This window comes from Pseudomonas sp. NFIX10 (assembly GCF_900111955.1).
Classification (GTDB): Bacteria; Pseudomonadota; Gammaproteobacteria; order Pseudomonadales; family Pseudomonadaceae; genus Aquipseudomonas; species Aquipseudomonas fluorescens_AA.
Window position 1 is genome coordinate 1 of sequence record NZ_FOKH01000035.1, and the last position, 24,431, is coordinate 24,431.

Annotated in this window: 21 protein-coding genes and 1 pseudogene; 14 read left to right on the top strand and 8 right to left on the bottom strand. The window is 62.3% G+C overall.

What is annotated here, in order from left to right; translation table 11 throughout:
• Positions 1–285: 285 nt before the first annotated feature.
• Positions 286–999, bottom strand: coding sequence for an SIMPL domain-containing protein (locus tag BM321_RS24800; RefSeq protein ID WP_092445399.1), 714 nt, complete (start codon positions 997–999; stop codon positions 286–288).
• Between the two features lie 345 nt (positions 1,000–1,344).
• Here BM321_RS24800 and BM321_RS24805 point away from each other — a divergent pair, with 345 nt between their 5' ends.
• The 4 genes from BM321_RS24805 (at position 1,345) to BM321_RS24820 (ending at position 6,012) form a co-directional block, all read left to right on the top strand.
• On the top strand, positions 1,345–2,604 hold the full coding sequence (locus tag BM321_RS24805; RefSeq protein WP_092445401.1) for an ATP-binding protein: 1,260 nt from the start codon (positions 1,345–1,347) through the stop codon (positions 2,602–2,604).
• Positions 2,601–3,161 carry a response regulator transcription factor gene (locus BM321_RS24810; RefSeq protein ID WP_025211826.1) on the top strand — a complete coding sequence of 187 codons (561 nt, stop codon included), beginning with the start codon at positions 2,601–2,603 and terminating at the stop codon, positions 3,159–3,161. Before BM321_RS24805 ends, BM321_RS24810 begins: the two co-directional genes overlap by 4 nt.
• A gap of 98 nt (positions 3,162–3,259) precedes the next feature.
• A complete protein-coding gene (locus BM321_RS24815) occupies positions 3,260–4,987 on the top strand; it encodes an ABC transporter ATP-binding protein/permease (protein WP_092445403.1) in 1,728 nt (575 codons plus the stop codon).
• 278 nt (positions 4,988–5,265) lie between these two features.
• Positions 5,266–6,012 carry a FadR/GntR family transcriptional regulator gene (locus BM321_RS24820; RefSeq protein ID WP_092445405.1) on the top strand — a complete coding sequence of 249 codons (747 nt, stop codon included), beginning with the start codon at positions 5,266–5,268 and terminating at the stop codon, positions 6,010–6,012.
• Positions 6,013–6,296: 284 nt separating this feature from the next.
• On the opposite strand, the gene BM321_RS24825 is transcribed toward BM321_RS24820, so the two are convergent.
• Positions 6,297–6,680 carry a hypothetical protein gene (locus tag BM321_RS24825; RefSeq protein ID WP_092445407.1) on the bottom strand — a complete coding sequence of 128 codons (384 nt, stop codon included), beginning with the start codon at positions 6,678–6,680 and terminating at the stop codon, positions 6,297–6,299.
• A 371-nt stretch (positions 6,681–7,051) separates the two neighbouring features.
• Between BM321_RS24825 and kdgD the strand changes: the two genes are divergently transcribed.
• The 5 genes from kdgD to BM321_RS24855 all read left to right on the top strand — a co-directional run bounded on the left by kdgD (position 7,052) and on the right by BM321_RS24855 (position 13,752).
• Complete coding sequence (gene kdgD, locus BM321_RS24830; protein ID WP_092445409.1) at positions 7,052–7,963, top strand: 5-dehydro-4-deoxyglucarate dehydratase; 912 nt, start codon at positions 7,052–7,054, stop codon at positions 7,961–7,963.
• A 129-nt stretch (positions 7,964–8,092) separates the two neighbouring features.
• Positions 8,093–9,538 (top strand): aldehyde dehydrogenase family protein, encoded by a 1,446-nt coding sequence (locus tag BM321_RS24835; protein ID WP_003197801.1) that lies wholly within the window; start codon positions 8,093–8,095, stop codon positions 9,536–9,538.
• 85 nt (positions 9,539–9,623) lie between these two features.
• The gene (locus BM321_RS24840) at positions 9,624–10,988 is read left to right on the top strand and encodes an MFS transporter (RefSeq protein ID WP_092445411.1); all 1,365 of its coding nucleotides are present in this window, start codon (positions 9,624–9,626) and stop codon (positions 10,986–10,988) included.
• 13 nt (positions 10,989–11,001) lie between these two features.
• Positions 11,002–12,555, top strand: coding sequence for a galactarate dehydratase (garD, locus tag BM321_RS24845; RefSeq protein ID WP_092334299.1), 1,554 nt, complete (start codon positions 11,002–11,004; stop codon positions 12,553–12,555).
• Between the two features lie 255 nt (positions 12,556–12,810).
• Positions 12,811–13,752, top strand: coding sequence for an AEC family transporter (locus BM321_RS24855; RefSeq protein ID WP_092445414.1), 942 nt, complete (start codon positions 12,811–12,813; stop codon positions 13,750–13,752).
• Positions 13,753–13,886: 134 nt separating this feature from the next.
• Here BM321_RS24855 and BM321_RS24860 read toward each other — a convergent pair whose 3' ends face one another.
• From BM321_RS24860 to gatC, 6 genes and pseudogenes are all read right to left on the bottom strand, one after another.
• Positions 13,887–14,267, bottom strand: a complete 381-nt coding sequence (locus tag BM321_RS24860) for a carboxymuconolactone decarboxylase family protein (protein WP_025211835.1) — start codon at positions 14,265–14,267, stop codon at positions 13,887–13,889.
• Positions 14,264–15,325, bottom strand: a complete 1,062-nt coding sequence (locus tag BM321_RS24865; RefSeq protein WP_092445416.1) for a calcium/sodium antiporter — start codon at positions 15,323–15,325, stop codon at positions 14,264–14,266. The genes BM321_RS24860 and BM321_RS24865 overlap by 4 nt, the downstream gene beginning before the upstream one ends.
• A gap of 49 nt (positions 15,326–15,374) precedes the next feature.
• Entirely contained in the window at positions 15,375–15,752 is a 378-nt protein-coding gene (locus tag BM321_RS24870; RefSeq protein ID WP_092334307.1) for a septal ring lytic transglycosylase RlpA family protein, read from the bottom strand.
• Positions 15,753–15,904: 152 nt separating this feature from the next.
• Positions 15,905–17,356: pseudogene (gene gatB, locus BM321_RS24875) on the bottom strand (Asp-tRNA(Asn)/Glu-tRNA(Gln) amidotransferase subunit GatB); the annotation flags it as partial.
• A 143-nt stretch (positions 17,357–17,499) separates the two neighbouring features.
• Complete coding sequence (gene gatA / locus BM321_RS24880; RefSeq protein WP_092445418.1) at positions 17,500–18,951, bottom strand: Asp-tRNA(Asn)/Glu-tRNA(Gln) amidotransferase subunit GatA; 1,452 nt, start codon at positions 18,949–18,951, stop codon at positions 17,500–17,502.
• Positions 18,952–18,967: 16 nt separating this feature from the next.
• A complete protein-coding gene (gene gatC / locus BM321_RS24885; protein ID WP_020297123.1) occupies positions 18,968–19,255 on the bottom strand; it encodes an Asp-tRNA(Asn)/Glu-tRNA(Gln) amidotransferase subunit GatC in 288 nt (95 codons plus the stop codon).
• 214 nt (positions 19,256–19,469) lie between these two features.
• On the opposite strand from gatC, the gene mreB reads away from it, so the two are divergent.
• From mreB to rng, 5 genes are all read left to right on the top strand, one after another.
• Positions 19,470–20,507 carry a rod shape-determining protein MreB gene (gene mreB, locus BM321_RS24890; RefSeq protein ID WP_002555108.1) on the top strand — a complete coding sequence of 346 codons (1,038 nt, stop codon included), beginning with the start codon at positions 19,470–19,472 and terminating at the stop codon, positions 20,505–20,507.
• Between the two features lie 141 nt (positions 20,508–20,648).
• Positions 20,649–21,773, top strand: coding sequence for a rod shape-determining protein MreC (gene mreC, locus BM321_RS24895; RefSeq protein ID WP_092445420.1), 1,125 nt, complete (start codon positions 20,649–20,651; stop codon positions 21,771–21,773).
• A complete protein-coding gene (mreD, locus tag BM321_RS24900; RefSeq protein ID WP_092204996.1) occupies positions 21,770–22,258 on the top strand; it encodes a rod shape-determining protein MreD in 489 nt (162 codons plus the stop codon). Before mreC ends, mreD begins: the two co-directional genes overlap by 4 nt.
• Positions 22,259–22,295: 37 nt before the next feature.
• A complete protein-coding gene (locus BM321_RS24905; protein WP_092445422.1) occupies positions 22,296–22,892 on the top strand; it encodes a Maf family protein in 597 nt (198 codons plus the stop codon).
• 56 nt (positions 22,893–22,948) lie between these two features.
• Positions 22,949–24,406: a ribonuclease G gene (gene rng / locus BM321_RS24910; RefSeq protein ID WP_018613976.1), complete on the top strand. Its 1,458-nt coding sequence runs from the start codon at positions 22,949–22,951 to the stop codon at positions 24,404–24,406.
• The last annotated feature ends 25 nt before the right edge of the window (positions 24,407–24,431 follow it).

A 24,431-nucleotide genomic window follows, 5' to 3' on the forward strand; every position in this document is an offset into this window, starting at 1 on the left:
CCCGCTTCCACTTCCGGCGTCACGGATTCAGCGTCCATGGACGCGTCTTTCATCATCATTTGCGGGCGCATAAAGGGTTGTGGATAACCGTTGGTGTTGAGGTTCAGGTTGACGATTTTGTAACCCTTGCCGCCCAAGGCCTCGGTGGCCAGTTGGGCGCGGATTGATCGTTCCCACGCTCCGCGTGGGAACGCAGCCGGGGACGCTCTGCGTCCCTTTCCAAAGCCGAACGCGGAGCGTCCGTGGAGGCATTCCCACGCGGGAGCGTGGGAATGATCAGGCGGGTTACTGCAACGACACCTCAACCACCCCATCCGCCGTCATCGTCACCTTGCTGGTACCCGCTTCCACGTCAGGTGTCACCGACTCCGCATCCATGGACGCGCCTTTCATCATCTGCGGGCGCATGTACGGTTGTGGGTAGCCGTTGGTGTTGAAGTTCAGGTTGACGATCTTGTAGCCCTTGCCGCCCAGGGCTTCGGTGGCGAGTTGAGCGCGGGCTTTGAAGGCGTTGACGGCGTCTTTGAGCAGGGCGTCTTCGCTGCTCTGGCGGGTGGCGGTGGCGATAGCGAAGTCCATGCCGCCCATTTTCATGTCGCCCAGCAGCTCGCCGGTGAGTTTGGACAGTGCCGCGAAGTCGGCGCTTTCCAGGCGCAGTTCGGCGCGTTCACGCCAGCCGGTGATTTTCCCGCCTTTGTTGTCGTAGATCGGGTAGCTGTTGCGGCTGCCCTGGCGCAGGGTGATGTCCTTGACCTCTTTGGCCTGGCCGATGGCTTTGTTCACCGTGGTGCTGATCGCGGCGGCGAGTTTGGCCGGGTCGGTGTTTTGTTCTTCGGTGTAGAGGGTGACGATCATCAGGTCACGGGCGACTTCCTGGCTGGCTTCGGCGCGCAGGGAGATCTGGTTGTAGTGAAGCTCGTCGGCGGCCAGGGCCGGCAGGCTGGCGACGGTGCCGAGGCTGAAGGCGAGCAGGGCGGCGGGGCGACTGAACGTGTGCATGAAAGCTCCTTGGGATGAGGCGCAGGGGTGAGGTCCGGGCCTGCGTGAAGGATAAGACTCTAGCTTTTATGGGTGGGTTCGCACAGTTACAACTTCTATACACATCGATGGTGACCAAGCCAAAAGCCTGTGGGAGCAAAGCTTGCTCGCGAAATAGGCGCCTCGGTTCCAAGGTAAACCGTGTCGGGCTCATCGCGGGCAAGCCTTGCTCCCACATAGACTCCTCTCAACACAGGGGATGTGTAGCGTTTAGAAGCTGTGGCGCTTTGCCGCATAGCTGCCGCTGCAACCCGCGCCTTGGTTATACTCCGTGCGATCCGCCTGGAGCGCTCATCAGGAGAGCTCATGCTCGCCCCTTTGCAAATGACTTCCGCTTCCCGCCAGAACCTCTGGCGCCTGACATTCATCCGTATTCTGGTCCTGGCGGCCCAGGCCGGCTCCGTGGGGCTCGCCTATTGGTTCGACCTGCTGCCGCTGCCCTGGCTGCAGCTAGCGATCACCCTGGTCTGCTCCAGCGTGCTGTGCGCGCTGACGGCGATTCGCCTGCGTGCCTCGTGGCCGGTGACCGAGCTGGAATATGCGGTGCAACTGGCTTGCGACCTGTTTATCCACAGCGCGCTGCTGTATTTCTCCGGCGGCTCCACCAACCCCTTCGTCTCTTATTACCTGGTGCCGCTGACCATCGCCGCCGTGACGTTGCCGTGGCGGTTTTCGCTGATTCTTTCCGGCATCGCCCTGGCCCTGTACACACTGTTGCTGGTGCGCTTCTACCCGCTGGAAACCTTTCCCATCGCCCGGGAGAACCTGCAGATCTACGGAATGTGGCTGAGTTTTGCCCTGGCGGCGGCGGTCATCACGTTTTTTGCCGCGCGCATGGCCGAGGAGTTGCGCCGCCAGGAAGAGTTGCGGGCCATCCGCCGTGAAGAGGGCCTGCGGGACGAGCAATTGCTGGCCGTGGCGACCCAGGCCGCCGGTGCCGCCCACGAACTGGGCACACCGTTGGCGACCATGAGCGTGCTGCTCAAGGAAATGCGCCAGGACCATCACGACCCGGCGCTGCAGGACGATCTCAGCGTGCTTCAGGACCAGGTCAAGCTCTGCAAGGAAACCCTGCAATACCTGGTGCGCGCCGCCGAGGCCAACCGCCGGTTGGCCATCGAGATGCAGGACGTCACCGACTGGCTCGACGAGGCCCTGAACCGCTGGCACCTGATGCGCCCGGAAGCCAGTTATCGCTTCCAGTGCCTGGGCAAGGGCGTGGTGCCGCGCATGGCGCCGCCGCCAGACCTGACCCAGGCGCTGTTGAACCTGCTGAACAATGCCGCCGATGCCTGTCCCGACAACCTGGAAGTGGCGTTGGACTGGAACGCTTATGAACTGACCATCTGCATTCGCGACCACGGCGCCGGCGTGCCGCTGGCGATTGCCGAGCAGATCGGCAAGCCGTTCTATACCACCAAGGGCAAAGGTTTCGGCCTGGGCCTGTTCTTGAGCAAAGCCAGCGTGACACGCGCCGGCGGCTCGGTGAAACTCTACCCCCATGAGGAAGGCGGCACGCTCACCGAGCTGCGCCTGCCCCATGCCGACCGAGGAGACGAAACATGAGTGACGAGATCCAAGTCGACGGCGAAGAACTGCCGCACCTGTTGCTGGTGGATGACGACGCCACGTTTACCCGCGTCATGGCCCGAGCCATGTCCCGTCGCGGCTTTCGCGTCAGCACCGCCGGTTCTGCCGAGGAAGGCCTGGCCATCGCCCAGGCCGACCTGCCGGACTACGCCGCCCTGGACCTGAAAATGGACGGCGATTCCGGCCTGGTGCTGCTGCCCAAGTTGCTGGAGCTGGACCCGGAAATGCGCGTGGTGATCCTCACCGGTTATTCGAGCATCGCCACCGCGGTCGAAGCCATCAAGCGCGGCGCCTGCAATTACCTGTGCAAACCGGCGGATGCCGATGACGTGCTGGCGGCGCTGTTGTCCGAGCACGCCGACCTCGACACCTTGGTGCCGGAAAACCCCATGTCGGTGGACCGCCTGCAATGGGAACACATCCAGCGGGTGCTGACCGAGCACGAAGGCAATATCTCCGCCACGGCCCGCGCCCTGGGTATGCACCGGCGGACTTTGCAGCGCAAATTGCAGAAGCGTCCCGTGCGTCGCTGAACCTGTGCTGAACGGATGTTGTCCACCCCCGCGACACATCGGGTCGTTGCTCTATATGATCGGCCCGAGTCTGTTCTTTTCTTTATAGAGCCTTAACCATGAATCAGAACGCTGAATATTCCGCGGTCAATGACGCGGTGCGCGGGCAGTTTTTCCGCCGTGTCTGGCAAATGACCACGCCGTACTGGCGCAGTGAGGAGAAGGGCAAGGCCTGGACGCTGTTGATCGCCGTCATCGCGCTGTCGCTGTTCAGCGTGGCGATTTCGGTGTGGATCAACAGTTGGTACAAGGATTTCTACAACGCCCTGCAGGAGAAGAACAGCGCGGCGTTCTGGCAGTTGATCCTGTATTTCTGCGGCATCGCCGCGGTGGCGATCCTGGGCGCGGTATACCGCTTGTACCTCACGCAGATGCTCACCATTCGTTGGCGGGCCTGGCTCACCGAGCAACATTTCGCCCGCTGGCTGGGCAACAAGAATTACTACCGGCTGGAGCAGGGCGGTTATACCGACAACCCGGACCAGCGGATTTCCGAAGACCTCAACAGTTTCACCACCAATACCCTGGGCCTGGGGCTGGGATTGCTGCGCACCGTGGTCAGCCTGGTGTCGTTCTCGATCATCTTGTGGGGCGTGTCCGGCAGCATCGAAGTGTTCGGCTACACCATCCCCGGTTACATGTTCTGGTGCGCCCTGGTGTATGCAGCGGTGGGCAGTTGGTTGACGCACCTGATCGGCCGGCGCCTGATCGGGCTGAACAACAACCAGCAACGCTTCGAAGCCGACCTGCGTTTCTCCATGGTCCGGGTGCGTGAAAACGCCGAGAGCATTGCGCTGTACAACGGCGAACCGAACGAGAACCGCCGCCTGAGCGGGCGCTTCGGCCTGGTCTGGCATAACTTCTGGGACATCATGCGGGTGTCCAAGCGCCTGACGTTCTTCACCTCCGGTTATGGCCAGATCGCGATCATCTTCCCGTTCATCGTTGCCGCGCCGCGCTACTTCGCCGGCAAGATCCAACTGGGCGAGCTCATGCAGATCAACTCGGCCTTCGGCAATGTGCAGGAGAACTTCAGCTGGTTCATCAGCGCCTACGCCGACCTTGCCGCGTGGCGCGCCACCTGCGATCGTCTGTTGAGCTTCCGCCAGGCCATGAGTGACAACGAAGACCGCGTGCCAGCCATTGACGTGCAGAACCAGGGTAGCGTGTTGGCGGTTCATAACCTCGGGTTGGATCTGGCCGACGGCCGTCATCTGCTCGACAACGCCGATATGAGCGTGGCGCCGGGCGAGCGGGTCATGCTCAGCGGTCGTTCCGGCAGTGGTAAATCGACCCTGTTTCGCGCGATGGGGCATTTGTGGCCTGCGGGGCACGGGACGATCCGGCTTCCGGCGGCGCGTTACCTGTTCCTGCCGCAGAAGCCCTATCTGCCCATTGGCAGCCTGCGGGAAGTGTTGAGTTATCCACAGGCCGGCGACGTCTACCCCAACGAACGTTATGCACAGGTGCTGGAAACCTGCCGCCTGCCGCACCTGATCCCGCGGCTGGATGAAAGCAACCACTGGCAGCGCATGCTCTCGCCTGGCGAGCAACAACGCCTGGCCTTTGCCCGCGCATTGCTTTATGCGCCGCAATGGTTGTACATGGACGAAGCCACGTCGGCGATGGACGAAGAAGACGAGGCGACGCTGTATCAGGCGCTGATCGACCAGTTGCCGGGCCTGAGCATCGTCAGCGTCGGCCATCGAAGCAGTTTGAAACGTTTCCATCCGCGACATGTGCGTATCGAAAATGGCCAACTGGTGGAGCGCACCGTGACCGCTTAAACACTGCAAAACCTGTGGGAGCGGGCTTGCTCGCGAAGGCGGTGGGTCAGTTGATATTGATGTATCTGGCACACCGCTTTCGCGAGCAAGCCCGCTCCCACACTGGATTTGTGTTGATCATGATATTTAAGTACGCAACCGATCCAATGTGGCAGCGAGCTTGCTCGCGATGAAGGCGACTCGGCGTCAGCACCCGACTCGCCACCGCGCCCACGGTGATCGTACAACCACGTTGCGCTATGATGATGCCATTCAGCCGCTTGCCGAGACACTGACACATGGAAAACCCGATCGACGTACCACGCCTTCCCCGCAAGCGCCGCAGCCTGGCGCAGGAGCTGGTGACGGTGCTGACCGAGCAGATTCGCGATGGCCTGCTCAAGCGCGGCGATAAATTGCCCACCGAGTCGGCGATCATGGAAGCCCATGGCGTCAGCCGCACCGTGGTGCGCGAGGCGATTTCCCGGTTGCAGGCCGCCGGCCAGGTGGAAACCCGCCATGGCATCGGCACTTTCGTGCTGGATCCGCCCAGCCCGAGCGGTTTTCGCATCGACCCGGCCACGGTGGTCACGTTGCGTGACGTGCTGGCGATCCTGGAGTTGCGCATCAGCCTGGAAGTGGAGTCCGCCGGACTCGCGGCACAGCGCCGCAGTGACGAGCAGCTGGCGTCGATGCGTGCGGCCCTCGACGCATTGAACGAGAGCGCGGCCCATGCCACCGATGCGGTGGCCTCGGATTTCGCCTTCCACCTGGAAATCGCCCTGTCCACCGGCAACCGCTATTTCACCGACATCATGACGCACCTGGGTACCAGCATCATCCCGCGTACCCGGGTGAACTCGGCGCGCCTGGCCCATGATGACCATCAGCACTACATGAACCGCCTGAGTCGCGAGCATGAAGAAATCTACGAAGCCATCGCCCGCCAGGACTCCGACGCGGCCCGTGCGGCCATGCGTTTGCACCTGACCAACAGCCGCGAAAGGCTGCGCCAGGCCCATGAAGAGGCCCAGGCCCAGGGTTGATCTGACCAGCCGGTCCACCGCTATCGCGAGCAGGCTCGCTCCCACAGTGATTTCTTGTGATCACTGGATTAAAGTCCGCCACAAAATCCCCCTGTGGGAGCGAGCTTGCTCGCGATGGCGGAGGGTCAGCTTATAGATAGGCTGGATGTAGCGGCCTATTCGCGAGCAAGCTCGCTCCCACAATTGATCTCCTGTGGTCTCTGGATTTAGGTCCGCCACAATCCCCCTATGGGAGCGAGCCTGCTCGCGATGGCGTCGGGTCAACCGCCGCCGTGCCTGGGCGCCTAGGGCTCGATCTTCAACTTCACCGATGGATCGGAATACAAGTCATACCCCGACTCATTGGCAAACCGGTAGCGCAGTTCAACCTGTCGGCCCAGGTACTTTTGCAGTTCTGCCTTGGGCACGGTGACTTTCAGCCCCGTCAGTTTCACCATGCCGTCGTTGGCATCGTCCCAGGTGCCGGCCGCCACCTGCTGGCCGGACCAGTCGGGATGATCCTTGTTGGCGCCGAGAATCGGGTAGACCGACCAATCGGCGGAGATTTCATTCGAGTCAGGAATCTGGACTTCCAGATTGGCCCCCAGCTTCGACAGGTTGATCGTGACCTTCTCGGCGGGTTTGTTGCCTGAGAACTGGGTGAGGATGGGCAGTGAAAAGTTCGCCATGGTGTCTCTCCCGGTGAGGCGACCGTGCACGTCGCATACGGTGACTCACTGTTAGATAGCTAGCCAGAAAACGCCGGCCGGGCGGTCGCACGGCCACTGCTGCGTTATGCCTGCAATGCACTGTCACGCCTACTGGCAGAGTTGACAGTCGCGATGAGCGGTCCGGAACCCTTGCGCGGCAAGTTTCATCAACCCAGGGAAAACGCGCCAAGCGTCGTGCCAGGGCGGTTGGCGAGAAACGCACGATGTCCAGTGGGGCACAAAAGATGAAATACAGTTGACGTCTACATTTTAAGTTGTACGATGACCTACAACTTCTGGCCGAAGCTTAACCATCTCATACACATTTTGCGTCCCAGGGTGTTCGAATAATGAATCCACAAGAACTGAAGTCCATCCTCTCGTCTGGCCTGCTGTCGTTCCCGGTCACCGATTTCACGGCCCTTGGCGATTTCAATCGCGACAGCTACATCAAGCGCCTCGAGTGGCTGGCCCCGTATGGCGCCTCTGCCTTGTTCGCAGCGGGCGGCACCGGTGAATTCTTCTCCCTGGCCGCCAGCGAGTATTCACAGGTCATCAAGACCGCCGTCGATACCTGCGCCACCAGCGTGCCAATTCTTGCCGGTGTTGGCGGTGCCACCCGCCAGGCCATCGAATACGCTCAAGAAGCCGAGCGCCTGGGCGCCAAGGGCCTGCTGCTGCTGCCGCACTACCTGACCGAAGCCAGCCAGGACGGCGTTGCCGCCCACGTTGAAGCCGTGTGCAAATCGGTGAAGATCGGCGTGGTGGTGTACAACCGCAACGTCTGCCGCCTGAACGCCACTCAGCTGGAGCAACTGGCCGAGCGCTGCCCGAACCTGATCGGCTACAAGGATGGCCTGGGCGATATCGAACTGATGGTGTCGATCCGTCGTCGCCTCGGCGATCGTTTCAGCTACCTGGGCGGCCTGCCGACCGCTGAAGTCTACGCCGCGGCCTACAAGGCCCTGGGCGTGCCGGTCTACTCCTCGGCGGTGTTCAACTTCATCCCGAAAACCGCGATGGACTTCTACCACGCCATTGCCCGCGACGATCACGAGACCGTCGGCAAAATCATCGACGACTTCTTCCTGCCTTACCTGGACATCCGTAACCGCAAGGCCGGTTACGCGGTGAGCATCGTCAAGGCCGGCGCGAAGATCGTTGGCTATGACGCGGGCCCTGTGCGCACGCCGCTGACCGACCTGCTGCCAGAAGAATACGAAGCCCTGGCCGCCCTGATCGACAAGCAAGGCAAGCAGTAACAGACCCGATAAGGCCGCTGAGTGATCAGCGGCTTTTTGCGTAAGGTTTGTTCGTTCCCGCGCTCCACGTGGGAATGCCACCAGGGACGCTTTGCGTCCCTAGACAGCTTTTGTAGAAGGAGTAGCTCCGTGGCAGATTCAAAGCGTTTCGATAACTACATCAACGGTCAGTGGGTGGCCGGTGCCGACTATTGCACCAACATCAACCCGTCTGACTTGTCCGATGTCATCGGTGAATACGCCAAGGCTGACGCAGCGCAAGTCAATGCCGCCATCGAAGCCGCCCGCGCCGCCTTCCCGGCCTGGTCGACCTCGGGCATCCAGGCCCGTCACGATGCCCTGGACAAAGTCGGCAGCGAGATCCTCGCCCGCCGCGAAGAACTCGGCCAATTGCTGGCCCGGGAAGAGGGCAAGACCCTGCCTGAAGCCATCGGCGAAGTGACCCGCGCCGGTAACATCTTCAAATTCTTCGCCGGTGAATGCCTGCGCCTGTCGGGCGATTACGTGCCGTCAGTGCGCCCAGGCGTCAACGTCGAGGTCACCCGTGAAGCCCTCGGTGTGGTCGGCCTGATCACCCCGTGGAACTTCCCGATCGCCATCCCCGCGTGGAAGATCGCCCCGGCCCTGGCCTACGGCAACTGCGTGGTGATCAAGCCCGCCGAGCTGGTGCCGGGCTGTGCCTGGGCCCTGGCCGAGATCATTTCCCGCGCCGGTTTCCCGGCCGGTGCATTCAACCTGGTGATGGGCAGCGGCCGCGTCGTTGGTGAAGTCCTGGTCAACAGCCCGAAAGTCGACGGCATCAGCTTCACCGGTTCCGTGGGCGTGGGCCGGCAGATCGCGGTCAACTGCGTGTCGCGCCAGGCCAAGGTGCAGTTGGAGATGGGCGGCAAGAATCCGCAGATCATCCTCGACGACGCCGACCTCAAGCAAGCCGTCGAACTGGCGGTGCAGAGCGCGTTCTACTCCACCGGCCAACGTTGCACGGCCTCCAGTCGCCTGATCGTCACCGCTGGTATTCACGACAAGTTCGTCGAGGCCATGGCCGAGCGCATGCAGTCGATCAAGGTCGGCCATGCGTTGAAGGCCGGCACCGATATCGGTCCGGTGGTTTCCGAAGCCCAGCTCAGCCAGGACTTGAAGTACATCGACATTGGCCAGAGCGAAGGTGCGCGCCTGGTCAGCGGTGGCGGTTTGGTGACGTGCGACACCGAGGGTTACTTCCTGGCGCCGACCCTGTTCGCCGACAGCGAAGCGTCGATGCGCATCAGCCGCGAAGAGATCTTCGGCCCGGTGGCCAACGTCGTGCGCGTGGCTGACTACGAGGCCGCGCTGGCGATGGCCAACGACACCGAGTTCGGTCTGTCCGCCGGTATCGCCACCACCTCGCTGAAGTATGCCAACCACTTCAAGCGCCATTCCCAGGCGGGCATGGTGATGGTCAACCTGCCGACCGCCGGCGTGGATTACCACGTGCCGTTCGGCGGGCGCAAAGGTTCGTCCTATGGTTCGCGTGAGCAAGGTCGCTACGCGCAAGAGTTCTACACCGTGGTTAAAACTTCCTACATCGGATCGTAAGTGCGACACCGCCAGGGCCGGTGATCCGGCCCTGGCGTCACAATCTGCTGACCCGCATAAAAATAAATAGTGGGAGTACCTCTACATGCAAGCGACCAAGCCGACACACGTCCGCTATTTGATCCTGCTCATGCTGTTTTTGGTGACGACGATCAATTATGCCGACCGTGCCACCATCGCTATCGCAGGCTCCAGCCTGCAAAAAGACCTCGGCATCGATGCCGTCACCCTCGGTTATATCTTCTCCGCTTTCGGCTGGGCCTACGTGGCCGGGCAGATTCCCGGCGGCTGGCTGCTCGACCGTTTCGGGTCGAAAAAAATCTATGCCTTGAGCATTTTCACCTGGTCGTTGTTCACCGTGCTGCAAGGCTATGTGGGTGAGTTCGGCCTGTCCACGGCCGTGGTTGCGCTGTTCATGCTGCGCTTCCTGGTTGGGCTGGCCGAAGCGCCGTCCTTCCCGGGCAACGCACGGATCGTCGCCGCCTGGTTCCCCACCGCGGAGCGCGGCACCGCCTCGGCGATCTTCAACTCGGCGCAGTATTTCGCCACCGTGCTGTTCGCACCGCTGATGGGCTGGATCGTCTACCGCTTCGGCTGGCAGCACGTGTTCATCGTGATGGGCGTGATCGGCATCGTGTTCTCGCTGATCTGGCTGAAAGTGATCCACAGCCCGCGCCAGCACCCGATGATCAACGAAGCCGAGTTCAATCACATCGCCGCCAATGGCGCGATGGTCGATATGGACCAGGACAAAGGCAAGGATAAGAAAACCGACGGTCCGAAGTGGGATTACATCCGCCAACTGCTGACCAACCGCATGATGCTCGGTGTGTATCTGGGCCAGTATTGCATCAACGGCATCACATACTTCTTCCTGACCTGGTTCCCGGTGTACCTGGTGCAGGACCGCGGCATGACCATCCTCAAGGCCGGGTTCATCGCGTCCTTGCCGGCCATCTGCGGTTTTATCGGCGGCGTGCTGGGCGGGGTGATTTCCGACTACCTGCTGCGCAAGGGCCATTCGCTGACCTTCGCCCGCAAAGCACCGATCATCGGCGGCCTGCTGGTCTCCAGCAGCATCGTGGCCTGCAACTACGTGGACATCGAATGGATGGTGGTGGGCTTCATGGCCTTGGCGTTCTTCGGTAAAGGCGTCGGCGCACTGGGCTGGGCCGTGGTGTCCGACACATCGCCAAAACAGATTGCCGGCTTGAGCGGCGGTCTGTTCAACACTTTCGGCAACCTGGCATCGATCACCACGCCAATCGTCATTGGCTACATCATCAGCGCCACCGGTTCGTTCAAGTGGGCATTGGTGTTCGTCGGTTGCAACGCACTGGTGGCGGTGTTCAGCTACCTGGTCATCGTCGGGCCGATCAAGCGTGTGGTACTTGAGGAACCGACGGCCAAGGATGCCGACATCTCCAGCCTGTCTGAAGCGAAATCCTGAAGGAGCGGCGTCAATGCAACTGATTGAACATGCCGATTCGCCGCGTTACATCCGCTTGCATGAACGGGATAACGTGGTAATCGTCGTCAATGACCAGGGCGTACCGGCCGGGACCGAGTTCCCGGACGGCCTGGTCACCGTGGACTTTGTACCGCAGAGCCACAAGGTCACCCTGGAGGATATTCCCGAGGGTGGCGAGGTGATTCGCTACGGCCAGGTCATTGGCTATGCGCTGCAGCCGATTGCTCGTGGCAGTTGGGTCAAGGAAGACCAGTTGCGCATGCCCACCGCGCCGCCGTTGGACAGCCTGCCGCTGTCCACCGACGTACCGGCGGCCGATGCGCCGCTGGAGGGGTACACCTTCGAAGGTTATCGCAACGCCGACGGCACCGTCGGCACGCGCAACATCCTGGGCATCACCACCACGGTGCAGTGCGTGACCGGGGTGCTGGACCATGCGGTCAAGCGCATCAAGGATGAGCTGCTGCCCAAGTACCCGAACGTCGATGACGTGGTGGCGCTGACCCACAGCTATGGCTGTGGCGTGGCGATCACCGCCACCGACGCGTACATCCCGATCCGTACCGTGCGCAACCTGGCCCGCAACCCGAACCTGGGCGGCGAAGCACTGGTGATCAGCCTGGGCTGCGAGAAATTGCAGGCTGGGCAGGTGATGCATGAGGGCGACAGTTCGGTGGACCTCAGCGAGCCGTGGTTGTATCGCTTGCAGGATTCCAGTCACGGTTTCACCGAAATGATCGAGCAGATCATGGAATTGGCCGAGACCCGCCTGAAGAAACTCGACCTGCGCCGTCGTGAAACCGTACCGGCCTCGGAACTGATCCTGGGCATGCAGTGCGGCGGCAGCGATGCGTTTTCCGGCATCACCGCCAACCCGGCGCTGGGTTATGCCTCGGACCTGTTGTTGCGGGCGGGGGCGACGGTGATGTTTTCCGAAGTCACCGAAGTGCGCGATGCGATCTACCTGCTGACCTCCCGGGCGCAAACCCGGGAGGTTGCCCAGGAGCTGGTGCGGGAAATGGACTGGTACGACCGCTACCTGGCCAAGGGCGAGGCCGATCGCAGTGCCAACACCACGCCGGGCAACAAGAAGGGCGGGCTGTCGAACATCGTCGAAAAATCCCTGGGTTCGATCGTCAAGTCTGGCAGCAGCGCGATCAACGGCGTGCTCGGCCCGGGCGAGCGCTTCAAGCAAAAGGGCCTGATCTTCTGTGCCACACCGGCCAGTGATTTTGTCTGCGGCACCTTGCAACTGGCGGCGGGGATGAACCTGCATGTGTTCACCACCGGTCGGGGCACGCCGTACGGCTTGGCCATGGCGCCAGTGGTGAAGGTCTCGACCCGCACCGAACTGGCCCAGCGCTGGCCGGACCTGATCGACATCGATGCCGGCCGGATCGCCACCGGCCGGGCGACCATCGAAGAGTTGGGCTGGGAGCTGTTCCACTACTACCTGGACGTGGCCAGCGGCAAGAAGCAGACCTGGGCCGAGCGGCACAAGCTGTACAACGACATCACCTTGTTCAACCCTGCGCCGATTACCTGATCTGTTGACCCTTGAAGAACCAATGTGGGAGCGAGCTTGCTCGCGATAGCGGCGGCACATTCGATACCAGTGCAAGCTGAAACACCGCTATCGCGAGCAAGCTCGCTCCCACAGGGGATTTGTGGCGAATGCAGGTTCTGTATTTACCCAAAAAATAGGGAAGCGAGCCTGCTCGCGATAGCACTTCACCAGACGCCAATGCCGTGAGTGGCTTATCATTAGCCACCTAACGACACCCCTCCCAAGGTCCCCGGCATGCTGGCAATTTTCCTCGAAACCCTGAACATCACCGCGCCGGTGTTTGCCATGCTGTTTCTGGGGGTGTTGCTCAAGCGCATCGACTGGATCAACGACAACTTCATCCACATCGCCTCGTCCCTGGTGTTCAACGTCACCATGCCGGCGCTATTGTTCCTCGGCATCCTGCACGCGGACCTGCATGCGGCGTTGCAGCCGGCTCTGTTGATCTATTTCTCTGTCGCCACCCTGGTGAGCTTTGCGATGGCCTGGGGCTGGGCGATCTGGCGTTGCCCGCGGGAAGATCGCGGCATCTACACCCAAGGTGCGTTTCGCGGCAACAACGGGGTCATCGGCCTGGCGCTGGCGGCGAGCATGTATGGCGACTACGGGATTTCCCTGGGAGCGATTCTCGCGGCGCTGGTGATCCTGTTCTACAACACCTTGTCGACCATCGTGCTGGCGGTCTACAGCCCGGTGATCAAGTCCGACCCGTGGAGCATCTGCAAAAGCGTGATCAGCAATCCGCTGATCATCAGCGTGATCGTCTCCGCGCCGTTCGCCTATTGGCAGATTGGCGTGCCGAACTGGTTCGAGACCTCGGCCAAGTACCTGTCGCAAATGACCTTGCCCCTGGCGCTGATTTGCATCGGCGGCACGCTATCGCTGGCGGCCCTGCGCAAGAGCGGCAAGATGGCCCTGAGTTCGAGCCTGGTGAAGATGGTCGGCCTGCCGCTGGTGACCACGCTGGGTGCCTGGCTCTGGGGCTTTCGCGGGGCGGAACTGGGGATCCTGTTCCTGTACTTCGGCAGCCCCACCGCCGCCGCCAGCTTCGTCATGGCCCGGGCGGCCGATGGCAACCATGAACTGGCGGCGGCGATCATCGTCATCACCACCTTGATGGCGGCGATTACCACCAACCTGGGGATCTTTGTGTTGCAGTGGGGTGGGTGGATCTAGCCTTGGGCTTGCGGTGTTCTGGAGATCCAATCGCGAGCAAGCTCGCTCCCACAGGAGGTTCGTGGCGTAACACATTTTGTGTTCAGCGCCGGTCAACTGTGGGAGCGAGCTTGCTCGCGATAGCGATCTGACGGTCACTCCGGCTTCTGGTAGCTATCGATCACTTCCTGCGCCGCCCGAAACGCATCGATCGCCGCCGGCACTCCGGCATACACCGCGCAATGCAGCAATGCCTCGCGAATTTCTTCCACCGTGCAACCGTTGTTCAGCGCGCCGCGCACATGGCCTTTGAGTTCCTGCGGGCACTTGAGGGCGGTGAGGGCGGCGAGGGTGATCAGGCTGCGGGTCTTCAGCGGCAGCCCCTCGCGTTGCCAGACGCTCCCCCAGGCATGTTCGTTGACGAAATCCTGCAACGGCTGGGTGAACTCGGTGGCGTTGCCCAGGGCACGGTCGACGAACGCGTCGCCCATGACTTGGCGACGCATGTCCAGGCCGGTCTTTGGAGTGTCGGTCATGGCAAATCCCTCTTGTGGTGTTGGCGGCGCCAGGCGCGCAGGGAAGTGAACAGCAAAAACGCGAGCAGGGCCGGCAGCACATAGAACAGCATCAGCCGTTCCAGTTGGCCGGCCAGGGGCATGCCGGTGGTGAACGACACCACGTGCAGCCCGTAGGCCAGGTACAAGCCCAGGAACAACAGGCCTTCGACGCGGGTGACGCGATAACCGGAATAGAACACCGGCAGGCACAGCACCGCGACGCCGAGCATCACCGGCAGGTCGAAATCCAGGGCGTTCGGCGAGACCGACAGTGGCGTGGGCGCGGCGAGGGCGGTGACCCCCAGCACGCCCAGCAGATTGAACAGGTTGCTGCCGATCACGTTGCCCACCGCGATGTCCCGCTGGCCCCGCAAGGCGGCGATCAGCGACGTGGCGAGTTCCGGCAGCGAGGTGCTGACGGCGACGATGGTCAGGCCGATGATGCGTTCCGAGAGCCCGAGGTCCGTCGCCACTTCCACCGCCGCCCCCAGCAACAGGTGCCCGGCGAAAACCAGCATCGCCAGGCCCGACGCGATCATCAACACACTCTTGACCCAGGACAGGTGGGCCACGCTGCCCCCCATCGGGTGCGGTCGCCCCGAATGCCGTGACTGGCGCAGTAACAGCCCGAGGTACACCGCCAGGGCCAGCAGCAGCCAGACGCCGTCCAACCGAGTCAGTTCTTCATTCCAGGCCAGCACGAACACCAGCAGGCTGGCACCGATCATCAGCGGGATGTCCAGGCGCACCAATTGGCGCGAGACGCGCAGCGGAATGATCAGCGCCGACAACCCGAGGGTGACGAGGATATTGAAGATGCTGCTGCCGATCACGCTGCCCACGGCGATGTCGGCGTTCTGTGCCAGGGTCGCCTGCAGGCTGACGGCCATTTGCGGCGCACTGCTGCCGAAGGCGACGACGGTCAGGCCGATGATCAGCGGTCGTACCTGCAAGCGCGCCGCCAGGCCCACGGCGGCGCGCACCAGCAGTTCGGCGCCGCCGATCAGCAACAGCAGGGCGCCGAACAATTCGATCAGGCTGAGCAGCGGTAGGGCGGTGAGTAGGGTAATGGCCGGGCTCCGTCTATCAATCGTCGAGGGCTTGCACGCGCACCCGTGCGGTGCCGCTGCGCAGCATGCCCAGTTGCTCGGCGGCTTCGCGGGACACGTCGATCAAACGGCCTCGGGAGTATGGGCCACGGTCGTTGATGCGCACCACCACGCTGTTATTGTTGCCCAGGTTGGTGATTTTCACCCGAGTGCCGAACGGCAACTGGCGATGGGCGGCGGTCAGGCCGTGCTGGTCGAAACGCTCGCCGCTGGCGGTGCGCTTGCCATGGTGCCTGGCACCGTAATAAGAGGCGACGCCGGTCTGGTCGTAGCCGTGTGGATCGACCGTCCCGCTCTGGCTGGCGCAACCGGCCAGCAGGGACAGCAGGGCGCAGGCGCCGAGGAGACGCTTCATTCGAAAGTTTCCAAATACAAATGTGGGAGCGAGCTTGCTCGCGAAGAGGCCAGCACATTCAACATCTGTGTTGACTGACATGCCGCTATCGCGAGCAAGCTCGCTCCCACAAAGGAGATTGGAGCCAGATTTGAAGGCTGGCTCCATGTCCATCAGCCCTCGAGCTTGCTTTTAAGCAGTTCGTTGACCTGCTGCGGGTTGGCCTTGCCCTTGGAGGCTTTCATGGCCTGGCCGACGAAGAAGCCGAACATCTTGCCCCGCTTGGCTTCGTCTGCCGCCCGGTATTGTTCGACCTGCTCGGCGTTGGCCGCGAGCATTTCATCGAGCACGGCGGAAATGGCGCCGGTGTCGGTGACCTGCTTCAAGCCGCGCTTCTCGATGATCTCGTCGGCGCTGCCTTCACCATTGGCCATGGCTTCGAACACCATCTTGGCGATCTTGCCGGAAATGGTGTTGTCCTTGATCCGCACCAGCATGCCGCCCAGTTGCTCGGCCGAGACCGGCGACTCATCGATTTCCAGGCCTTGCTTGTTCAACAGGCTGCCCAACTCGACCATCACCCAGTTGGCCGCCAGCTTGGCGTCGCCGCCGATGCTCACGACTTTTTCGAAGTAATCGGCCTGTTCGCGGCTGGTGGCCAGGACGTTGGCGTCATAGCTCGACAGGCCGAACTGCGCCTGGAAGCGCTCGCGTTTCTGCGGCGGCAGTTCCGGCAGGGTGGCGCGCACGTCATTGAGGAACGAGTCCTCGATGACCACCGGTAGCAGGTCCGGGTCGGGGAAGTAGCGGTAGTCGTTGGCTTCTTCCTTGCTGCGCATCGGACGGGTCTCGTCCTTGTTCGGGTCGTACAGGCGGGTTTGCTGGATGACCTTGCCGCCGTCCTCGATCAGTTCGATCTGGCGCTGGATCTCGCTGTTGATCGCCTTCTCGATGAAGCGGAACGAGTTGACGTTCTTGATCTCGCAGCGGGTGCCGAACTCGACCTGGCCCTTGGGCCGGATCGACACGTTGCAGTCGCAGCGCAGCGAGCCTTCGGCCATGTTGCCGTCGCAGATGCCCAGGTAGCGCACCAGTGCGTGGATCGCCTTGACGTAGGCCACGGCTTCCTTGGCGCTGCGCATGTCCGGCTCGGAGACGATCTCCAGCAGCGGCGTGCCGGCACGGTTCAGGTCGATGCCGGTGGCGCCGTTGAATTCTTCGTGCAAGCTCTTGCCGGCGTCTTCTTCCAGGTGCGCCCGGGTAATGCCGACGCGCTTGACCGTGCCGTCTTCCAGGGCGATGTCCAGGTGGCCCTTACCGACGATCGGCAGTTCCATCTGGCTGATCTGGTAACCCTTGGGCAGGTCCGGGTAGAAGTAGTTCTTGCGGGCGAATACGTTGTGCTGGCCGATCTCGGCGTCAATCGCCAGGCCGAACATCACCGCCATGCGCACGGCTTCGGCGTTGAGCACCGGCAGCACGCCGGGCATGCCCAGGTCGACCAGGCTGGCCTGGGTGTTGGGCTCGGAGCCGAACGTGGTGGAGCTACCGGAAAAGATTTTCGACCGGGTGGTGAGCTGGGTATGAATCTCCAGCCCGATCACGACTTCCCATTGCATGTGTTTCTCCTCAGAAGCCTTATCGGGGGATTTTGAAACGTCGCGAGCGAAGGTAAGGCAAGGCGAAAACTGGTGAGAAAGCGGAGTTGACTTTAGTCAATGAGCATTTCGAGCCAGTTTTCAACGCAGCATTACCGAGCGCAGCAGTTTCAAAACCCCTGGGGGGTGCGGGTGTGCCAGTCAGTGTGTAACTGATACTGGTGAGCCACGTTGAGCAGGCGGCCTTCCTGGAAATACGGCGCGAGCAGTTGCACGCCCACCGGCAGGCCATCGACGAAACCGGCCGGCATGGACAGGCCCGGCAAGCCGGCGAGGTTGGCGGTGATGGTGTAGACGTCTTCCAGGTACTCGGCGACCGGGTCGCTGTTCTTGGCGCCGAGCTTCCAGGCCGGGTTCGGCGTGGTCGGGCCGAGGATGATGTCGACCTCGTTGAAGGCGGCCATGAAGTCGTTCTTCACCAGGCGGCGGATTTTCTGCGCCTTGAGGTAGTAGGCGTCGTAGTAGCCGGCGGACAGCGCATAGGCGCCGACCATGATCCGGCGTTGCACTTCGGCACCGAAGCCTTCGCCACGGGAGCGCTTGTACAGGTCGATCAGGCTTTCCGGGTTCTCGCAGCGATAGCCGAAGCGCACACCGTCGAAGCGCGACAGGTTCGAGGAGGCTTCCGCCGGGGCGATCACGTAGTACGCCGGAATCGCGTGCTGCATGTTCGGCAGGCTGATTTCCTTGATGACCGCGCCGAGCTTCTCCAGCTCCTTGACGCTGTTGTGGACCCGTTCGGCGATGCGCGGGTCGAGGCCGGCGCTGAAGTATTCCTTCGGCACGCCGATGCGCAGGCCTTGCAGCGAGCCGTTGAGGCTGGCGCTGTAGTCCGGCACGGGTTCATCGATGCTGGTGGAGTCGTTCGGGTCGAAGCCGGCCATGCCTTGCAGCAGGATCGCGCAGTCTTCGGCGGTGCGCGCCAGCGGGCCGCCCTGGTCGAGGCTGGAAGCGTAGGCGATCATGCCCCAGCGCGAGACGCGACCGTAGGTCGGCTTGAGGCCGGTGAGGTTGGTGAACGCCGCCGGCTGGCGAATCGAGCCGCCGGTGTCGGTGGCGGTGGCGGCCGGCAACAGGCGCGCGGCCACGGCGGCGGCGGAACCGCCGGACGAGCCGCCGGGTACGTGTTCCAGGTTCCAGGGGTTCTTCACCGCGCCGTAGTAGCTCGACTCGTTGGCCGAGCCCATGGCGAATTCGTCCATGTTGGTCTTGCCCAGGGTCACGGTGCCGGCGGCGGCCAGCTTGGCGACCACGGTGGCGTCGTACGGGGCCTTGAAATTGTCGAGCATCTTCGAGCCGCAGCTGGTGCGGATGCCCTGGGTGCAGAACAAGTCCTTGTGGGCAATCGGCGCACCGAGCAGGGCGCCGGTTTCACCGTTGGCGCGGCGGGCGTCGGCGGCCTTGGCCTGGCTCAGGGCCAGCTCCTGGGTGAGGCTGATGAAGCTGTTGAGCTGCGGGTCGAGCTGGGCGATGCGCGCCAGCAGGACCTGGGTCAGCTCTTCGGAAGAAAACTTTTTGTCGGCGAGTCCGCGGGCGATCTCGGCCAGGGTCATGTGATGCATGAGAGGCTCTTTCCCTTTAGTCGATGACTTTCGGAACCAGGTACAGGCCGTTTTCGACCGCTGGTGCGATGGACTGGTAGGCCTCGCGGTGATTGGACTCGGTCACGACGTCGGCGCGCAGGCGCTGGCTGGCTTCCAGTGGGTGGGCCAGCGGTTCGATGCCGTCGGTATCGACCGCCTGCATCTCGTCGACCAACCCTAGAATGCTGTTCAGGGCAGAAGTAATGTGTGGAAGATCGGCTTCATTGAGGCCCAGACAGGCCAGATGAGCGATTTTTTCCACGTCGGAGCGTTCAAGCGCCATGGGATTCTCCAGTGGAAAACAAAACGGACGCAGTCTGTCCGTGTGTTAGATTGTCGGAACACTACCGCATTTCTACGGCTTTACGGCCGCGATTGTGGGGTTTGGTGCACAGAAAAGCGGCCAATTTAACATATTGGTGCCTTGCCCAAAATCCCTGTCGTTGTTAGAGTTTGCCGCACTTTTTTACCCACGCGTTGCCTAGGGTCCCTTTCCCATGTTCAAGAAACTGCGTGGCATGTTTTCCAGCGATCTTTCCATCGACCTGGGCACTGCCAACACCCTTATTTACGTGCGCGAGCGCGGTATCGTCCTGAATGAACCCTCGGTCGTGGCCATCCGCACCCACGGTAACCAGAAGAGTGTCGTGGCTGTCGGTACGGAAGCCAAGCGCATGCTGGGCCGTACACCGGGCAACATCGCGGCCATTCGCCCAATGAAGGACGGCGTGATCGCCGACTTCAGCGTCTGCGAAAAGATGCTGCAGTACTTCATCAACAAGGTTCACGAAAACAGCTTCTTGCAGCCCAGCCCTCGTGTGCTGATCTGCGTTCCGTGCAAGTCCACCCAGGTGGAGCGTCGCGCTATCCGCGAATCGGCCCTCGGTGCCGGTGCCCGTGAAGTGTTCCTGATCGAAGAGCCCATGGCCGCTGCCATCGGTGCCGGCCTGCCGGTGGAAGAAGCCCGCGGCTCGATGGTCGTCGACATCGGTGGCGGTACCACCGAAATCGCGCTGATCTCCCTCAACGGTGTGGTCTACGCCGAATCCGTACGTGTGGGCGGCGACCGTTTCGACGAAGCGATCATCACGTATGTGCGTCGCAACTACGGCAGCCTGATCGGCGAATCCACCGCCGAGCGTATCAAGCAGGAAATCGGCACGGCCTACCCGGGCGGTGAAGTGCGTGAAGTCGACGTGCGCGGTCGCAACCTGGCCGAAGGCGTTCCACGGGCCTTCACCCTCAATTCCAACGAAGTGCTCGAGGCGCTGCAAGAGTCGCTGGCGACCATCGTCCAGGCCGTCAAGAGCGCTCTGGAGCAGTCGCCGCCGGAGCTGGCGTCGGACATCGCCGAGCGCGGCCTGGTGCTGACCGGTGGTGGCGCGCTGTTGCGTGACCTCGACAAGCTGTTGGCCCAGGAAACCGGCCTGCCGGTGATCGTTGCCGAAGACCCGTTGACCTGCGTTGCCCGCGGCGGTGGCCGTGCATTGGAAATGATGGACAAGCACACCATGGACCTGCTCTCCAGCGAATAAGCCTGGCGCAGTGGTCTATGTTGTTCGCTCTCGGGCAGCACTTTGCAGTGCTGCCCGTTGGCGTTTATCTTCTGTCATTCGTATCCAGGCCGGTTTGATGCCGTATGAATAAAGAAAACATTTGCCTGGGAGGAGCGGCCTATTAAACCGCTTTTCGCCAAAGGCCCCTCATTGGGCGTGCGCCTGCTGGTGCTGACCGTGCTATCGGTCGCGCTGATGGTGGTCGATGCCCGCTTCACGCTGCTCAAGCCTGTACGCAGCCAGATGTCGCTGGTGTTGATGGAATCCTATTGGATCACCGACCTGCCGCAGCGCTTGTGGCAAGGTGTCGCCAGCCAATTTGGCAGCCGGACCGAACTGGTCGCCGAAAACGAAAAACTCAAGACCGAAAACCTGCTGTTGCAGGGGCGCATGCAGAAGCTGGCGGCCCTCACCGAGCAGAACGTGCGGCTGCGCGAGTTGCTCAACTCCTCGGCACTGGTCAACGAGAAGGTCGAAGTGGCCGAGTTGATCGGCATGGACCCCAACCCCTTCACCCACCGCATCCTGATCAACAAGGGCGAGCGCGACGGTGTGGTCCTCGGCCAACCGGTGCTCGATGCCCGGGGCCTGATGGGCCAGGTGGTGGAGTTGATGCCTTATACATCTCGCGTGCTGTTGCTGACCGATACCACCCACAGCATTCCGGTGCAGGTCAACCGCAACGGCCTGCGGGCGATTGCCAGCGGCACTGGCAACCCGGAGCGCCTGGAACTGCGGCACGTGGCCGATACCGCCGATATCAAGGAAGGCGACCTGCTGGTCAGCTCCGGCCTCGGCCAGCGTTTCCCGGCCGGGTATCCGGTGGCGACGGTCAAGGAAGTCATCCATGACTCCGGCCAGCCGTTCGCCATTGTGCGCGCGGTGCCGACGGCCGCGTTGAACCGCAGTCGTTACCTGCTGCTGGTGTTCAGCGACACCCGGACACCCGAGGAGCGTGCCAACGAAGCCGCGGCGGCCCAGGAAGCCCAGGACCGGCAAGGTGGCGAGTCGGCTGCCCCGGCGGCAGTTCCTGCAATCGTGCCCAAGCCGCAGGTGGCTGCACCGGCTCCGGCAACTCCGGCAACAACGCCAGCGGCCGCACCGGCTACCCCGGCCGCGCCTGCTGCGAAGCCACCCAGGTCGGCCACTCACGCGCCGGCGTCTCAGCCAGCCCGGCCCGCCGCCAAACCGCCAGCCTCCACGCCAGCCTCCACGCCAGCCACCAGGGGAGCACGAGAAGAATGAGCAGTACCCAATCCGGTAACGGCTGGATAGTCTGGTTGACCTTCGCCATTGGCCTGTTGCTCAGTGTTTCGCCGCTGCCGCAATTCATGGAAATCCTGCGCCCCCTGTGGCTGGCCCTGTTGCTGGCTTTCTGGGCGCTGGCCTTGCCCCACAAGGTCGGCATGGTCACCGCCTGGTGCCTGGGCCTGGCCGAGGATGTGCTTTACGGCACGCTGCTGGGGCAGAATGCGTTGATCCTGACGCTGATCACCTTCCTGGTGCTGTCGCTGCAACAACGCCTGCGGATGTTCCCCATGTGGCAACAGTGCCTGGTGATTCTGGTGATCTTCGGCCTGGCGCAACTGGTGCAGCTGTGGCTCAGCGCGCTGACCGGCAATCGCCAGCCAACCCTGGCGCTGGTCTTGCCAGCCCTGGTCAGTGCCTTGCTCTGGCCATGGGTCAGCTTCGGTTTGCGTGGCCTGCGCCTGCGTTTCAAAATCAACTGATTCGGTCAGGCATTGGCCTTGATAGGGAGATGTCTTGATGAAACCGCTTTACCTCGCCTCAGGCTCGCCGCGTCGGCGTGAGCTGCTCGCGCAGATCGGCGTGCCCTTTACCGCCATCGGCGCGGACATCGATGAAACACCCCTGGATCACGAACCCCCCTCGGCCTATGTCGAGCGCCTGGCGCGCGGCAAGGCCGAGGCTGGGCGACGAGCCTTGGACGCCGATGTGGATGGCTGCGTGCTCGGCGCGGACACCGCCGTAGTGCTGGAGGGGCGGATTCTCGGCAAGCCAGTGGACCAGGCCGACGCCTTGTCCATGCTGCTGAGCCTGTCCGGTCGCGGCCATGAAGTGCTGACCGCCATTGCCGTGCTGGACGGCTCGCGCTGCGAATCACGGGTGGTGCGCAGTCGGGTACGTTTTCGTTCCATCACCGAACAGGAAGCGATGGCCTATTGGGCCAGCGGGGAACCGCGGGACAAGGCCGGTAGCTATGGTATCCAAGGGCTGGGCGCGGTGTTCGTCGCCGGGCTCGAAGGCAGCTATTCGGCCGTGGTCGGCCTGCCCCTGTGCGAAACCGCAGAACTGCTGGGCCATTTCGGCATACCCTGTTGGCAAACCTTGAGCGCGCGCTGAGCGCCGTCTGACTTGATGCGGCCATTATCGTGAACATGCCTGAACGAGACCCTGCCATGAGTGAAGAGATCCTGATCAACATCACGCCGATGGAATCGCGCGTGGCGGTGGTTGAAAACGGTGTGCTGCAAGAGGTCCACGTCGAGCGCACGCAAAAGCGTGGCATCGTTGGCAATATCTACAAGGGCAAGGTGGTGCGAGTGCTGCCGGGCATGCAGGCGGCCTTCGTCGACATCGGCCTGGACCGCGCGGCGTTCATCCATGCGTCGGAAATCTCCATGCGCGAAGGGCCGGCCGTGGAGAGCATCAGCGCGCTGGTGCATGAAGGCCAGAGCCTGGTGGTGCAGGTCACCAAGGACCCCATCGGCTCCAAGGGTGCCCGCCTGACCACGCAACTGTCGATTCCGTCGCGCTACCTGGTGTACATGCCGCGCACCGCCCACGTCGGCATTTCCCTGAAGATCGAAGACGAAGCCGAGCGCGAGCGCCTCAAGCAGGTGGTCAGCGACTGCGTGGAAAAAGAAGGCATCAAGGAAGCCGGTGGGTTCATCCTGCGCACCGCCGCCGAAGGGGCCGGGGCCGATGAGATCCTCATGGACATCCGCTACCTGCGAAGGCTTTGGGACCAGATCGCCGCGCAGATCAAGACCATCGCCACCCCCAGCGTGATCTACGAAGACCTGGGCCTGGCACTGCGGACCTTGCGCGACCTGGTCAGCCCCAAGATCGAGAAAATCCGCATCGACTCCCGGGAAACCTTCCAGAAGACCACGCAGTTCGTCGCCGAGCTGATGCCGGAAATCGCCGATCGCCTGGAACATTACCCTGGCGAGCGACCGATTTTCGACCTGTACGGGGTCGAGGACGAAATCCAGAAAGCCCTGGAGCGCAAGGTGCCGCTCAAGTCCGGCGGTTACCTGGTGGTCGATCCGGCCGAAGCCATGAGCACCATCGACGTCAACACCGGGGCGTTCGTCGGCCATCGCAACCTGGAAGAAACCATCTTCAAGACCAACCTGGAAGCCGCCACGGCGATTGCCCGCCAACTGCGCCTGCGCAACCTGGGCGGGATCATCATCATCGACTTCATCGACATGGAAGATGAAGAGCACCAGCGCCAGGTGCTACGGACCCTGGAAAAACAACTCGAACGCGATCACGCCAAGACCAACATCATCGGCATCACCGAACTGGGCCTGGTGCAGATGACCCGCAAGCGCACCCGCGAAAGCCTCGAGCAGGTGCTGTGCGAGCCGTGCAGCAGTTGCCAGGGGCGGGGCAAGCTCAAGACCCCGGAAACCGTGTGTTACGAAATCTTCCGGGAGATCCTCCGGGAGGCGCGCGCCTACCAGGCGACTGGCTATAGAGTGTTGGCCAACCAAAAAGTGGTGGATCGCCTGCTCGACGAGGAGTCAGGCAATGTCGCGGAGTTGGAAGCGTTTATCGGACGCACGATTCGTTTCCAGGTCGAAACCATGTATTCCCAGGAACAATACGACGTGGTGTTGCTCTGAAGAGCTTGAGAAGCGGCGGGCCCGC